The organism is Castellaniella sp. (genome assembly GCF_041675725.1).
GTDB lineage: Bacteria > Pseudomonadota > Gammaproteobacteria > Burkholderiales > Burkholderiaceae_B > Castellaniella.
Genome location: NZ_JBAYTI010000035.1, coordinates 1 through 14,711, shown reverse-complemented (window position 1 = coordinate 14,711; position 14,711 = coordinate 1). Strand labels below are relative to the sequence as shown.

General features: G+C 65.1%; 12 protein-coding genes. 4 read left to right on the top strand and 8 right to left on the bottom strand.

The window, feature by feature from the left end; all coding sequences use genetic code 11:
- Positions 1–2: 2 nt before the first annotated feature.
- From denD to WCZ84_RS08615, 4 genes are all read right to left on the bottom strand, one after another.
- Entirely contained in the window at positions 3–992 is a 990-nt protein-coding gene (gene denD / locus WCZ84_RS08630; RefSeq protein WP_372685865.1) for a D-erythronate dehydrogenase, read from the bottom strand.
- 172 nt (positions 993–1,164) lie between these two features.
- Complete coding sequence (locus WCZ84_RS08625; protein WP_372685864.1) at positions 1,165–2,310, bottom strand: acyl-CoA dehydrogenase family protein; 1,146 nt, start codon at positions 2,308–2,310, stop codon at positions 1,165–1,167.
- 14 nt (positions 2,311–2,324) lie between these two features.
- On the bottom strand, positions 2,325–3,521 hold the full coding sequence (locus tag WCZ84_RS08620) for an acyl-CoA dehydrogenase family protein (protein ID WP_372685863.1): 1,197 nt from the start codon (positions 3,519–3,521) through the stop codon (positions 2,325–2,327).
- Positions 3,522–3,535: 14 nt separating this feature from the next.
- Positions 3,536–5,674, bottom strand: a complete 2,139-nt coding sequence (locus WCZ84_RS08615; protein ID WP_372685862.1) for a 3-hydroxyacyl-CoA dehydrogenase NAD-binding domain-containing protein — start codon at positions 5,672–5,674, stop codon at positions 3,536–3,538.
- Positions 5,675–5,813: 139 nt separating this feature from the next.
- On the opposite strand from WCZ84_RS08615, the gene WCZ84_RS08610 reads away from it, so the two are divergent.
- Together WCZ84_RS08610 and WCZ84_RS08605 are read left to right on the top strand one after the other, a co-directional pair.
- On the top strand, positions 5,814–6,743 hold the full coding sequence (locus tag WCZ84_RS08610; protein ID WP_372685861.1) for a LysR family transcriptional regulator: 930 nt from the start codon (positions 5,814–5,816) through the stop codon (positions 6,741–6,743).
- Positions 6,744–6,762: 19 nt separating this feature from the next.
- Entirely contained in the window at positions 6,763–7,353 is a 591-nt protein-coding gene (locus tag WCZ84_RS08605) for a TetR family transcriptional regulator (RefSeq protein ID WP_372685860.1), read from the top strand.
- An 18-nt stretch (positions 7,354–7,371) separates the two neighbouring features.
- On the opposite strand, the gene WCZ84_RS08600 is transcribed toward WCZ84_RS08605, so the two are convergent.
- Genes WCZ84_RS08600 through WCZ84_RS08585 form a run of 4 tightly spaced genes read right to left on the bottom strand, consistent with a single transcriptional unit; the run spans position 7,372 to position 13,453 of the window.
- The gene (locus tag WCZ84_RS08600) at positions 7,372–8,886 is read right to left on the bottom strand and encodes a class I adenylate-forming enzyme family protein (RefSeq protein WP_372685859.1); all 1,515 of its coding nucleotides are present in this window, start codon (positions 8,884–8,886) and stop codon (positions 7,372–7,374) included.
- Between the two features lie 12 nt (positions 8,887–8,898).
- Positions 8,899–9,846 carry a hydroxymethylglutaryl-CoA lyase gene (locus tag WCZ84_RS08595; RefSeq protein ID WP_372685858.1) on the bottom strand — a complete coding sequence of 316 codons (948 nt, stop codon included), beginning with the start codon at positions 9,844–9,846 and terminating at the stop codon, positions 8,899–8,901.
- 14 nt (positions 9,847–9,860) lie between these two features.
- Positions 9,861–11,864, bottom strand: a complete 2,004-nt coding sequence (locus tag WCZ84_RS08590) for a biotin carboxylase N-terminal domain-containing protein (protein WP_372685857.1) — start codon at positions 11,862–11,864, stop codon at positions 9,861–9,863.
- A gap of 8 nt (positions 11,865–11,872) precedes the next feature.
- Positions 11,873–13,453 carry an acyl-CoA carboxylase subunit beta gene (locus WCZ84_RS08585; protein ID WP_372685856.1) on the bottom strand — a complete coding sequence of 527 codons (1,581 nt, stop codon included), beginning with the start codon at positions 13,451–13,453 and terminating at the stop codon, positions 11,873–11,875.
- A gap of 105 nt (positions 13,454–13,558) precedes the next feature.
- On the opposite strand from WCZ84_RS08585, the gene WCZ84_RS08580 reads away from it, so the two are divergent.
- Both WCZ84_RS08580 and WCZ84_RS08575 read left to right on the top strand, forming a co-directional pair.
- Positions 13,559–14,344, top strand: a complete 786-nt coding sequence (locus WCZ84_RS08580; protein WP_372685855.1) for an enoyl-CoA hydratase/isomerase family protein — start codon at positions 13,559–13,561, stop codon at positions 14,342–14,344.
- Positions 14,345–14,411: 67 nt separating this feature from the next.
- A partial coding sequence (locus tag WCZ84_RS08575; protein WP_372685854.1) for an ABC transporter substrate-binding protein occupies positions 14,412–14,711 on the top strand: 300 nt, incomplete at its 3' end.

Below are 14,711 nucleotides of genomic sequence, written 5' to 3'. Positions count from 1 at the left end.
GGCTATGGCCCGATATGGCCGCCGAGCTCATCGTCGATGTGGCTGCGGATGATGTCGTCGAAAGAGGCATCGGCCTTGAAGCCGAGCGCCAAGGCCCGTTGCGGCTGGAAATTCTGGGCCCAGCCGCTGACGATGCGAATGATGGTTTCATCGGGTTCGCAGCGAATCAGCTTGACCGCCTGTTCGCCGGCGACCCGCTTCAGGGCTTCGATTTCATCGCCCACCGTGGCGCTCAGGCCTGGCATGTTCAGGCAGCGCCGCGGCCCGATCCGGGCCAGGTCCAGCGCCCCGGCATGCAGCAGGAAACCGACGGCGGTGCGGGGGCTGGCGAACCAGTGGCGTAGATCGCGCGAGACTGGCAGTACGGCTTCCTGCCCGACGAGGGGTTCGCGCAGGATATTCGAGAAGAAACCGGATGCGGCCAGGTTGGGCTTGCCGGGCCGGATGCAGATAGTCGGCAAGCGGATGCCGATGCCGTCGAGGAACCCCTTGCGGGTGTAGTCCGACAGCAGCAGCTCGGCCACGGCCTTTTGTGTGCCATAGCTGGTAAGGGGGGCCGTGAGGAATTCGTCGTCGATGGCATCTGGGAATGGGGCGCCAAAGACGGCAATGGACGATGTAAAGATCAGCCGGGGCCGATAGGCGTCTTGGGCATGCGCCAGGCGGATGGCTTCGAGCAGGTGGCGCGTGCCATCCAGGTTGATGGCGTATCCCTTCTCGAAGTGCGCCTCGGCTTCGCCCGAGACGATGGCGGCCAGATGAAAAACGACGTCGGGGCGCCCGGACAGCAGCTGGCTGGCCGTTGCGGGCTGGGAGAGATCGGCTGCCACGCACTCTGCCGCGCCGGCAAAGCCCGCAGGTGGCTGGGGGACCACGATATCGGCGAGGGTCAGACGCTCGATTGCTGTCGGGCCCAGCCGCCCCTGGGCCACCAGCTGCTCGGTCAGCTTGCGGCCTATCATGCCGGCGGCGCCGATAATCAGTATGTGCATCGAGGACTCCTTGGTCTTGAACGGCCTGCCGCCTGTCTTTCGTGCCTTTGGGCCCGATGCCGCACGCCCCCGTACACAAGCCAAGCCCTACGGCGGCTGGCGGACGGCCCCATGAGGCCCCATGATACCGCCATCCGGCCGCCTGCGGCTTGCCGCCCGCTTCGGGGCCGCTTCAGGGGGTGGCCGGAGTGCGCGTCAGGTCGATATAGCGCTGCAGGTGGAAGTCGGCATCGCCGAGCTGGTGATCGATCATGATCAGCCGTTTGGCGTAGTGCGACAGGGGGAGCTCCCAGGTCATGCCGATGCCGCCGTGCAGCTGGATGGCCTCTTCGGCCACCAGGCAGCCAGCCTGGCCGATCGTGTATTTGGCCATGGACAGCGCCTGCTCGCGCGCCTGGGCGTCTTCGTCGTCGAGCGCCGCCGCGGCACGGATGACTGCGGAACGAGCCTGCTCGATTTCCAGGAGCAGCTCGACCATGCGATGCTGCAAGGCCTGGAAGCGCCCGAGCGGTTGCCCGAATTGCTGCCGCTGGCGCAGGTAGTCGAGCGTCATCTGGCGCGTGGTGTCCATGGCGCCGAGCGCTTCGGCACACAGGGCCACGAGGCCTGCCCCGAGCGCGCGTTCGATGGCGGGCCAGGCACCCCCCGCACGGCCGAGCAAGGCATCGGATCGCAGACGGACCTGGTCGAACGAGAGCTCGGCAGCGCGGCCCCCGTCGATCAGGGGATAGCCGCGCATCGACAGCCCGGCGGCATCGGCGGGTACCAGAAACAGGGACAGGCCGCCGTGGTCCTCGGGTTGCCCACAGGTGCGGGCACTGATGACGAAGGCCGAGGCAGCTTCGGCATGCCAGACGACCGCTTTCTGGCCTGTCAGGACCCAGTGTTCGCCGGCTCGTGTGGCGCGTGTGCAGACGTGCACGGCATCCAGGGGGGCCTGTGGTTCGCCGTGGGCGAACGCCACGATTTCTTGGCCTTCGATCAGCCGGTTGACCAGAGCCAGGTGGGCGGGTGCGCCGGCTTCGGCCAACAGACGCCCGGCCAGGACCGTGGGCAGAAAAGGTTCGACGACCAGTGCGCGGCCAAGTTCTTCGAACACGACGGCCAGGTCGAAGCCGCTGCCGCCATAACCGCCGTGGGCATCGGAGAACAGGGCGCCGATGACGCCGAGCTCTGCCAGCGCCTGCCAGTGCTGGCGGCTGTAGCCTTGCGCGGAGGCGGCAATCTGCTGGCGTGTTTCGAAGGTGTATTGTTCGCGAAGATAGCGGCCCAGGGAGTCGGCCAGCATCCGGCGGTCTTCGGTGAGTTCGAAATTCATGGTCTGGATATCCTCTACAGGCCCAGGGTCATCTTGGCGATGATGTTGCGCTGGATTTCATTGGACCCCCCGTAGATGGAGAGCTTCCTGTTGTTGAAGTATTGCACGGACACCGGTGCCGCCTCGGCAGGCCCGACTGGTTCGGCTTGCGCATCGGATTGCAGTGCGTCGGCAATGAAAGGTTGCGCATAGGGGCCCATGGCGCGACGCATGAGCGAAGTGATTTCCTGGCGGATGCGGGTACCGCAGATTTTCAGGATCGAGCTTTCCATGCCAGGGGCGCCGCCGCCGGCCACCGCCGCGATGACGCGCAGGTTGGTGAGTTTCATGTTTTCGAGATCGATGGCGACGCGGGCCATGCGCGCGGAAAACAGCGGGTCCTGATCCAGCGGCCGGCCGTTCTTCAGCGCCTTGCCGGCATATTTCCGCAGGCGCTCGAAGGCGACCATCGAGTAGCCTGTCCCGGCGATGTTTGTGCGCTCGTAGGTGAGCAGGTATTTTGCGTAGGTCCAGCCTTGGTTTTCCTCGCCGACCAGGTTCTCGGCTGGCACGCGCACGTCGGTGAAAAAGACCTCATTCACCTCATGGGCGCCATCCAGCGTAATGATGGGCCGTACCTCGACGCCCGGCGAGTTCATGTCGATGAGCAGGAAACTGATCCCGGATTGTTTTTTGGCTGTGGGATCGGTGCGCACCAGGCAGAAGATCATGTTGGCGTATTGCCCCAGCGTCGTCCACGTCTTCTGGCCATTGACCACATAATGGTCGCCATCGCGCACGGCGCGGCACTGCAGGGCCGCCAGGTCGGACCCGGCGCCGGGTTCCGAATAGCCCTGGCACCACCAGTCGGAGCCATCGAGGATGCGTGGCAGCCAATGGCGTTTCTGCGCCTCGGTACCGTAGCGGATCAGCACGGGCCCGAGCATGTTGACGCCGAAGGGAATCGTGCGAGGGGCGTTGGCCAGCGCGCATTCGTTTTCGAAAATGAACCGCTCTATGGGGTTCCAGCCCGTTCCGCCGTACTCGACGGGCCAGTGGCTGGCCAGCCAGCCCCGGGCGTTCAGGATGTCATGCCAGGTTTGCAGATCCTGTTTGCTCAGGTGCTTGCCTTTGGCGACTTTGTCGGACAGCGTCGCAGGCAGCTCGGCGGCCAGGAATGCCCGTACCTGATCGCGAAACTGCGTTTCCTCGGGCGTGAAGTTCAGATCCATGGTGTCCTCGGTGGTCAGTGGGTCTCGTGGGGCGGTGTTTCGTTCAGCTCGGCAAAGCAGGCGCCGCGCTCGGCCAGCGAGACGAGCAGGGGCGCCGGCTGCCAGAATGCCGGGTCGTCCGCGGCAAAGGCGTGGATATCGGCCAGTATACGGGCGGCGCCGACCTGGTCGGCATAATGCAGGGGACCGCCCCGGTAGCGGGGGAAGCCGTAGCCGAGCAGCAGGACGACGTCCACGTCCAGTGGGCGCGATGCGATCCCTTCGCTGACGACGCGGGCACTCTCGTTCACCATGGCGGCCAGGTAGCGGCGCACGATGTCGTCCTCGCTGAATGTGCGGGTCGCCCACCCCGCCTTGCGGCGTTCTTCGTCCACGATCGCGAGTACGTCCGGGTCTTCCGAGCCCGCCCGGCTGCCCTCTGCGTAACGGTACCAGCCCCGCCCGGTCTTTTGGCCGAACCAGCCGCGCTCGCAGAGCTGGTCGGCGATGGGCACGTAGCGCAGCTGTGGGTCTCGGTGGGGGGCCATCCGTTTGCGGGTGGCCCAGCCGATGTCGCCGCCCGCCAGATCGGACATGCGAAACGGGCCCATGGGGTAGCCAAATTGGTACAGGGCGGCATCGATCTCATAGGGGGAGGCCCCATCCGCGAGGAGATAGTCGGCCGCCTGGCGGCAGGCGCGCAGGATACGGTTGCCGATGAAGCCGTCGCACACCCCGGCGCGTACAGCCGTCTTGCCAAGCCGGCGCGCCAGCGCGAAGGCGGTGGAGACCGCGTCATCGGCGGCCCCGGTGGGCACGACGACCTCGAGCAGCCTCATGACGTGCGCCGGTGAGAAAAAATGCAGGCCCACGACGTCGCCTGGCCTGGACACGGTGGCCGCCAGGGCGTCCAGGTCCAGGTACGAGGTGTTGCTGGCCAACAGGGCCCCTGGGCGGCAGACCCGGTCCAGGGCGGAGAAGACGGCCTGCTTGGCGGCCATGTCTTCGTACACGGCTTCGATCACCAGGTCGGCCTTGGCAAGGGCCTCATAGGCCGTGGAGGTGCGCAATTGCTGCAATAGCTGGTCACGCGTCTCGGGGCGAATGCGCCGGCTGTCGACCTGGGCGTCGAGCAGGCCGCGTACCCGGTCGTGTCCGCGCTGGAGGCTGGCTTCGTCCTGCTCGATCAGGGTGACGGCCAGGCCCGCCCTGAGCAGGGCCACGGTGATCCCGGAGCCCATGGTGCCGCCGCCCACGACGCCAACATGATCGACGGGCCTGGGCGTCGCTTCGCGCAGGCCTGGTGGCCGGGCGGCTTTTCTTTCGGCAAAGAACGCATGCACCAAGGCCTTGCGCTGCGGGGTTTCCAGGCATTCGAGAAAGAACGCCCGCTCTTTCAGCAGGCCTGCCTCGAATGGCAGGCCGGCACTGGCTTCGATGGCATCGATGATGCGCGCTGGCGAGTGCAGGCCGCGGTATTTTTGGGCCAGTTGCGCACGCGCCTCGGACAGGGCCTTTTCTGTCTGCTCGATGGGGGTCGGAATAGGGCGTTCGCGGGTTCTTTGCAGCGGCCGGCCCGCCTTGAGCAGTTCTTGTGCGTATCCGGTGCCTGCCCGGCGCATGTCGTCGTCTGTGCTGGTGCGATCGATCAGGCCGGCTGCGCACGCGGCCGCGCCAGTCATTGGCTTGCCTGACAGAATCAGGTCCAGTGCGGCCGCTGTGCCGATCAGGCGGGGGGCCCGCTGGGTGCCGCCAGCCCCAGGCAGCAGCCCGAGGTTGACCTCTGGCAGGCCCAGCCGGGCGTCGGTGTGGGCGATTCTGTAATGCGCCGCCATGGCGATTTCGAGGCCGCCCCCCAATGCCGCGCCGCGAATCGCCGCGACGACGAGTTTGCTGCAGGACTCGATGCGCAGGCAGACGTCGGGCAGGGCGGGCGGGCGCGGCGGCTGGCCGAATTCACGGATGTCCGCGCCGGCGATGAAGTTTTTCCCGGCGCCTACCAGCACCAGCGCCTGGATATCGGGCCGGGTTTCGGCCGTGTCGATGGCCTCGAGCAGGCCAGCGCGTACGGCTGCATTCAGGGCGTTGACGGGGGGGTGGTTCAGCGTCACGACCAGGACAGGGCCTTCGGCCTGCCAGGACACGAGGTCGGGGCGCGCGTTTGCTGTGTGCATGTTCAAGGGCCTTCATCGTTGGAACGGATGCCGGGCATCCTATGTGAGGCTTATTTTGTCAGTGCATCCGAAATTTTACAATCACAGCTATAATTGACACACTGTCAAATAATACTTGACGCTAATTCGGTCAGTTTCGTTGGACGCACAGGCACTCATTTTTTTGGTCGAAATCCTCGATGCCGGCAGCCTCAGCGCCGCCGCGCGCCGCCTGAAAATGACCCGCGCCAACGTCAGCTACCACCTCAAGCGCATGGAGCAGGCCTTGGGTCAGCAGCTCGTGCGCCGCACCACGCGCAGTTTCGAAGCCACTGAAGTCGGCCTGCGGCTGTATGAACACGGCTGCAACATCCGCAACGAAGTGGCGGGCGCGCGCGAATCCGTGTGCGAGCTGGGCCAGCTGCTGCGGGGGCGCGTGCGTCTCAGCGTGCCCAGCGGTTTTGGCCAGGATGTCCTGGGCAGCTGGCTGATCGACTTCAAGCGGCAGTATCCCGGTATCGTACTCGACGTGGTGTTCGAGAACCTGGTCACCGACATGTTGCGCGAAGAGGTCGACGTCTCCATCCGCGTCATCTCGAATCCTCCGGACAACCTGGTGGCGCGGTTCATCGCGCCGGTACGCTACGTGGCCTGCGCATCGGTCGAGTACGCCCGGGCGCATGGCATGCCGGCCAGCCTGGATGGCCTGCAGGCGTATCCGCTGGTCACCGCCAGCGTATCGGGCCGGCAGTTGCGCCTGTCGGCCTACCAGGGCGAAGAGCGCAAGGTCATCATGCTCGAACCCACGCTGGTGTCCCAGAATTTTCAGTTTCTGCACCAGGCCATTCGCGCGGGGCTGGGGGTGGGCATCGTGCCCGACTACGTGATCGAGGACGATATCCGGCAGGGCCAGGCCGTGACGACGCTGGATGAATGGCAGCTCAGCATCTTCGGGACACGCATCTATATGTTATATATGCCCAACCGCTACCACACGCGCTCCATATCCACATTGATCGAATTCATGCTGGAACGGGCCCGTGTCATGTATCGGGGGCCGAGGCAGCTGGCCGAACCTGCCATTGATTGAAAGAAAAGGACCTGAACGAATGGCCAGACCTGTCGGAGTCAGTGGTTCCGATACCAAGCAAGCGATCCGCAAGGCGGCAATCCAGCGAATCTATCGCTATGGCTACGAGGCCATGAGCCTCAGGGCGCTGGCGGCCGACGTGGGTTTGCGGGTGGGCTCCCTGCACAACTATATCCCGCAGAAGCAGGAATTCCTGGGGGCCTTGCTCGATGAAATCATGACCGAGCTGTTGCTCGACTTCGACGCGCACATGGCCCAGGTCACCGACACGCAGGAAGCCCTGCGCCAGTTCGTGCACTTTCACATCGAGTGGCACACCGCGCGCAGAGAAGAGGTCTTCATCGGCAATATGGAATTGCGCAGCCTCTCCAAAGAGCAATATGCGCGCGTGATCGAAAAGCGCCGTCAATACGAAAGGCATTTGCGCGCCATTCTGGCGCGCGGCAAAAAAGAAGGGTTGTGGAAGATCGAAAACCCGGCCATTACCGGCAAGGCCATATTGGCCTTGCTGACGGGCGTGAGCAATTGGTATCGCCCGGATGGCGGGGTCACGCCCAAACGGCTGACCTATCTCTACCAGCGGATGGTCGAGCGCATGCTCCAGGCCTGACGGCCCATGGCTTATGGCTTATGGCCGGAGCAGCTGCTCTTCGACGAGCTTCTTCTGGACCTTGCCGGTGCTGCTGCGTGGCAGGACACTGTTGGGCACGATGCGGATGTCCTTGGGGATTTTGTAGCCCGCAAGGTGTTGGCGGCACAAGGCGGCCAGATCTTCGGGCGATACGTCGGCATGGCTGACCGCGACGAAAGCGACCGGCACCTCGCCCCATTGATCGTCTTTCCGGCGCACGACCACCGCTTCCTGTACTTGGGGGTGGGTCAGCAGGACCCGTTCGATTTCGGCCGGGTAGATATTTTCGCCGCCCGACTTGATCAGGTACTTGCTGCGGTCGACGAACTCGAGCGCACCGTCGGCCCGGCGCACGAACATGTCGCCCATGTTGAACCATCCGCTGGCGAGTTCGGTCGCATCGACGCGGCCATCGGCCCAATAGCCGGAAAAGAGCCCCGGCCCGCGCACCCGCATGTCGCCCGGTACGCCCGCGGGCACGGCTTGCCCGCGGCTGTCTGTCAGGCGCACGGTGCACCAGCCGGATTCGCGTTTGGGTAGTGATTCTGGCGCCTCTCCGATGGCCAGCAGCGCGCCCGATGCGGGGGCCAGCCCGGTCTCGGTGGATCCGAATGTGTTCACGTACGGTGCGCCCAGCAGGCGGGTCAGTTCGGCCAGCTGGTGCCGGGGCACCAGATCGGCCATGGCGCCGGCCATGCGCACGCCGCACAGCGGCGTGGTCGAAGCCTGCAGCGCGGCGATCATGGGTTCGATGACGCCCGGCATCAGCATCAGCCAGCCGATGCGCTCGCGGGTGAGGACGGCGTGGATATCCGCAGCCGAGAAGCCATCCTGCACGATGACGTGGCCGCCCAGCAGCAGGGTGGCCAGGGCGTGATCGGTGGCGGCCATGTGAAACAGCGGCGACCAGGCGATGAAGCCGTCTGCCTGGGTCATGCCGTAGTCGGCTGCAAATGCCATGGCGCGGGCCGTGCTGGCCCGCTGGCTGATGACGGCCCCCTTCGGCAGGCCCGTGGTGCCGCTCGTGTACAGGATCAGGAAGCCGTCCTCGGGGTCGGCGGCCTCGGCCGTTTCGTGGGTGGTGCCCGCCGGGAAATCGGGCGCGGCGTCCAGGTCGAGGACGTCGGGCACGCCATGATCCAGTGCGGCCAGGGCTTGCCGGTACCGGCCCGATACGATCGCCAGGGCCGGCTGTACGAGCCGGATGCAATGCCGCTGCTCGGATTCGTGCAGGCGCCAGTTGAGACAGGCCAGCAGCAGGCCCAGGCGGGCGCAGGCCAGCTGGATCTCGATGTATTCGGTGCGGTTCTCGGACCAGATCACGATGCGATCGCCATGGCGCAGCCCGCGTGCATGCAGCAGTTCGGCCCACCGCCGCACCTGTGCGTCCAGTGCTCGATAGGTGAGCGTTTGCGCCTGCTGGCTCAGGGCAGGCGCGTCGGGGTGCATGCGCACCCGCTTGCGAAACAGGTCGGTCAGATCCAGTCGTGCAGAGGAAGGCGGGGTGCTCATGAGTCTATCCTTTTATCGAAATTTCTCCAGACTGCCACTGTGCATGATTTTCCCGTCGAGGCGCCGGCCGATGATGCGCTCGGCCAGCCGGGCCGCCTCGATCAGGGGATCGAGCGCCACCCCTGTTTCGATACCGAGCTCGTGGCACAGGAAGACGAGATCTTCGGTACAGATGTTGCCCGCGGCCCCCCCGTGCGCGTGGCCGCTGAACGGGCAGCCGCCCAGCCCGGCGACCGAGGCGTCGAACAGGTCGACCTGTTCCTGCAGGGCCGCATAGGCATTGGCCATGCCGATCCCCCGGGTGTCATGCAGGTGCAGGCCGATCCGCGCCTGTGGGAAAATGTGGCGGGTCAGATCGACCCGCTCGCGTATGGCGTTCGGGTTGGCCCAGCCCACCGTATCGGCCAGGTAGACTTCTTTCAGGGCGATACCGGTTTCATCTTGCAGCGCGGCAATATCCGTCAGCGCCTTGCGCAACTGCTCCAGGGAAATCTCGCCTTCGAAGTTGCAGCCGAATGCCGTCATCAGGTAGGCCTTGTGCACGGTCAGGCCGAAGTCGCGGTATAACTGTACCCACTGGGCCTGCGCGCGCGCGTGTTCTTGCGCCGAGCTGTTGTTGTTGCGTTGGCAGAAGGCGTCTGATGCATAAAAATACAGAACGCCCTCGAGGTCGACTTCGGCCACGGACGCGGCCCGCCGAAACCCTTTTTCATTGAGCCACAAGGCGGTATAGCGGACTCCGGGCCGTTTGTGGATGGCCTGGAATAACTGCGCGGCATCGGCCATTTGCGGAACCTTGACCGGGTTCACGAAAGAGGCGACCTGGATTTGCGCAAGGCCCGTCGCGGCCAGTGCCTCGACCAGGCTCGCACGGTCTTGCAGGCTGAAGCCGGGTTTCTCGATCTGGAACCCCTCTCGGGGGCCTTCCTCGTGGATTTCGATGCGCTTCGGTAAGTTCATGGGGGGCCTCTTCGTCAAATGACGTCTGCGACGCGAAACAGCGCCTGGTTGCGCTCGACCTTGGCGCCGACGCTGCAGCCGATCCACTCGACGTCGCCGGTCGCGGAGGCCAGGATCGGCATTTCCATTTTCATGGACTCGAGCGTGGCCAGGCGCTCTCCGGCGGCAACCGGCTGGCCGACTTTCACGTGCACGGCGATCAGGGTGCCCATGATGGGGGCCAGCACCGTACCGGCCTTCTCGCTGCCTGCCTTGGATCGTGCCGAATGCAGGGGGTCGATGTCAAGGGTCAGCGTGGCGTCTGCCGTGTCCGCCCATGCCCGGTTTTCGAGGCTGAAGGCCGTCATGCGTATCGTGCGCTCACCACAGGACAACAGGCAATGGCCATCTTCGTGCACTTCGTGCAGATGGAGGGTCAGCACGTCGTCGTCCACCCGCACGGGCCAGCCGCCTTCCGGCGTCGTGGGGCCAAAGCCCACCAGCCAGTTTCGCTTGCCTGCCGATACCCGGTAGCGGTGCGTGACGGATCCCGGCGGGAGGGCGTCGGGCTGGCGCTGCAGGCGCCAACCCGTCAGCCCGCCGTCCTGCCAGGCGCCGGTGCCCGGGCCGGCCAGCCGCTGGCGGCGCCGCCAGACTGCCATCAATGCCGCGATGTACGGTATGGACGGTTCTGCGCCAGACTGGGCCGCGAGCCATCGATCGATGGTCTCGGTATCGACGTGGTTGTCGCGCACGGCCTGGGTGTCCAGCAATTCCAGCAGAAAGGCCCGGTTGCTGGTCACGCCCAGCACCGCGGTCGTCGACAAGGCTTCCCGCAGCCGCTGCAGCGCCTGTTCGCGTGATGCCTCGTGGGCGATCAGCTTGGCGATCATGGGGTCGTAATGCGGGCTGATCACGGAGCCCGAAGCGATGCCGCTGTCGACGCGCACCCCGGAACCGACCCGGAACACCTGAATCAGCCCGGTCGACGGCATGAAACCCTGCTCGGGATCTTCTGCATACAGGCGCGCCTGGATGGCGTGGCCGCTCGGGTTTGGCACTTCAGATTGGGAAATGGCCAGCGCACCGCTGGCGACGGTCCGGATCTGCAACTCGATCAGATCCAGCCCGAGAATGCCTTCCGTGACGGGGTGTTCCACCTGCAGGCGAGGATTGACTTCCAGGAACACCGCGGCCTCTTGAGTCACGGCGAATTCGACCGTTCCCAGCCCCCGGTAGCGGACCTTCTGGCCCAGCGCGACGGCATGGGCCCAGAGTTGTTCGCGCGCCGCGTTGGAAAGACTGCACACCGGCGCTTCTTCTACCACCTTCTGGTGGCGGCGCTGCAATGAACACTCGCGATCATACAGGTGCACCACATTGCCCTGACCGTCGCCGAGAATCTGCACCTCGATGTGTCGCGGCCGATCCAGATAGCGCTCGATGAGGACGCGGCCGTCTCCAAAAGAGGACCGGCCCTCGCGGATAGCGGCTTCGATCGCGTTCTGCGCCGCGTCCAGGCTGCGGATCACGCGCATGCCTTTGCCCCCGCCGCCCGCCACGGCCTTGACCACACATGGCATGGGCAGCGCCTTCATGCCGCGCATCACGTGGGCGACGTCGTCGGAGGCTTCGAGCAGCCCGGCGGCGATGGGGATGCCCAGTTCATGGGCCAGCGCCTTGGACGCGGCCTTGTCGCCGAACAGCTCGAGCGTTTCGGGGCTGGGCCCGATGAAGGCAATGCCCAATTCTGCGCACCGGGCCGCCAGCTGCGGATTTTCGGACAGAAAACCGAAGCCCGGGTGGATGGCATCGGCGCCCGTCGCCCGGGCGGCCTGCAGAATGGCTTCGATGTTCAGGTAGCTGTCCCTGGCCGGACCCTGGCCGATCCATATCGACTCGCCGATTTCCCGTACGTGCAGAGCCTGCGCGTCGTCGCTGGAGTGCACGGTGGCCGCTGCGATACCCATGCGTCGCAGGGTGCGGGCGATGCGGCAGGCGACCTCGCCCCGGTTGGCAATCAGAATTTTTTTGTACATGGCTTTGATTACATGCGAAAGACGCCGAATTGGGTCGGCTCGGAGGGAACGCGGGCCGCCAGGTCGAGCAGCAGCGTCAGCGTTTCCCGGGTTTCTGCCGGGTCGAGGATGCCATCTACCCATAAGTGGCGCGCAAAATTGCGCGCAGCGGCAAAGGTTTCATATTGCTCGCGGATGGGCGCCTTGAATGCCTCTTCCTCTTCCGGGCTCCAGCTCAGTCCCTGCGCTTCGATGTTGTGGCGCTTCACCAGGGCAAGGGTTGTGGCCGCCTGGTCGGGCCCCATGATGGCGGAGCGGCCATTGGGCCACATGAACATGGCATTGGGACGAAACGCCCGACCGCACATGGCGAGATAGCCCGCGCCGTAGGAGCCGCCCGTGATGATCGTGAACTTCGGTACCCGGGCCGAGCTCATGGCCGTGATGAAGCGCGCCCCCGCCTTGGCGATACCGCCTTCTTCTGCATTGCGCCCGACCATGAAGCCCGATACGTCGGCCAGAAACAGCAGAGGGATATCCCGCTTGCAGCACAGGTCGATGAAGTGTGTCGCCTTGATCGCGCTTTCGGTGAACAGCACGCCGGCGTTGGCCAATACCCCGACGCGCCATCCGCCCATGCGCGCGAAGCCGGTGATCAGGGTATCGCCAAACTCGCTCTTGAATTCGGTCATCTCGCCCGCGTCCAGCAGGCACTTGAGTACTTCGCGGGTGGGGGTGGGAATCTTGGAATTGGGGCTGATGAGCCGGTAGATGTCCGTAACCGGGCGCGCGGGTGGCTGGGCCTGTATCCGGTCCCGCAGGGGTGCGGCCATGGGGGGTAATTCCTGGACGAGCTGCCGGGCAATGGCGATGGCATGGCCATCGTCTTCGGCCAGGTGATCGGTGACGCCGCTCAGGCGGCTGTGCATCTCGGCGCCGCCCAGATGTTCGGCGTCCACGATCTCGCCGGTGGCCGCCTGCACCAGCTGGGGGCCGCCCAGGTACATGAACCCCTTGCCGCGCACGATCACGACTTCATCGCACAGCGCCGGAATATAGGCGCCGCCGGCCGTGCAGGCACCCAGCACCACGGCAATTTGCGCGATGCCCTGCGAGGACATTTCGACCTGGTATCTGAACATGGCCCCGAAGTGGTTGTCGTCCGGAAATATGTTGGCCTGGTCGGGCAGGAAGGCGCCGCCGCTGTCGACCAGGGTGACGCAGGGCAGGCGGTGCTGCAGGGCGAATTGCTGCGCTCGTACATGTTTTTTTACGGTCATGCCGAAGTAGGTTCCGCCCTTGACGGTGGGGTCGTTGGCGATGATCATGCAGGCCTTTTGCTGAACCAGGCCGATCCCCGTGACCAGGCCGGCACCCGGGCCCACCCCCTTGTACATGCCTTCGCCCGCGAGTTCGCCCAGTTCCAGAAAGGGCGAGCCCTCGTCCAGCAGCAGCTCGATGCGGTCGCGCACCAGGATACGGTGCCGTTTCAGGTGCTTCTTGCGAGTGGCGTCGCTGCCACCCATCCAGGCGGCCTGCCGGGCCTCGAAGAGCTCGTCCAGCAAGCGTCGGTAGGCGCGTTCATTGACTTCGTGTTCTTCGGCTTGCATAATCCTTCCTATGAATTACGTACGGTCGACCGTCCGGTTAAATAGTATCATACGGTCGACCGTACGGTTATGCTACCATTTCCAAAAAACCAGGTGAACCGAGACATGGCTGCCACTGTCCTGATTTCTTATCCCGTGCAGGGGGTGGGCGTACTCACCCTCTCACGCGTCCACAAGCACAATGCCATCGATCCGGCGACCAGCGACCGGATGGCCGAGTGCCTGAATACGCTGGAGCGTGACGACCAGGTCCGCTGCATCGTCCTGACTGGCGCAGGTGACAAGGCATTCTGCGCGGGCGCCGACATCATCGAATTGCTGCCACACCTGCGCAGCAGCATGGCGGCCGGCACGTACGATCCCCAGTTTTGTGGCGTGACGCACCGTTCCGTAACCAGCAAGCCGTTGCTGGCGGCCATCAACGGCGTCGCCCTGGGGGGCGGGCTCGAACTGGCGCTGGCCTGCGACTTGCGCATCGCGTCATCCAATGCGCGTTTTGGCCTGCCGGAGATCACCGTGGGCGTATTGGCGGGCGGGGGCGGCTGCACGCGCCTGCCGCGCACGATTCCATCCGCCCTGGCGGCGGAAATGATCCTGACCGGCCGCAGCATCGATGCCGAACGGGCCTTGCAGGCGGGGCTCATCAGTGAAATCACGACACCCGAGACCCTGCTCGAGCGCGCCCTGGACATGGCCCAGACCATTGCCGCCCGGGCGCCCAGGGCCGTGCGGGCTTGCACGCGGCTCTTGCGCCATCCGCGCTACACGGCGCTGGCAGAAGATCTGGCTCTGGAAACCCGCGAATTTGCCGCCGTACTGCAAACGCGGGATGCAGATGAAGGCATTCGCGCCTTTGCCGAAAAACGAGTGCCCGTCTATGGCGATCACTGAGCCCCCCAATGGGGGGCGCACGGACCGAAGCACGGGCCGAAATCAATACTCTCACAGGAGACAAACCATGAAACAAACTTTGCTTGCTTCTTTGTTGGCCGCGGCGGGCCTATTGGCAGTCGCCCCGGCAGGGGCCCAGGTGTCCGACGACGTCGTGCGCATCGGGGTCATGAACGACATGTCCGGCCCCTACGTGGAAATTGCCGGGCCCGGGTCGGTTCTGGCGGCCCGCATGGCGGTGGCCGATTATCTCGAGGCCACGGGTTCCAACCTGAAGGTGGACGTGATTTCCGCCGACCACCAGAACAAGCCCGACGTGGGGGCCAGCATCGCGCGCAAGTGGTTCGATGTGGACGGCGTGGACATG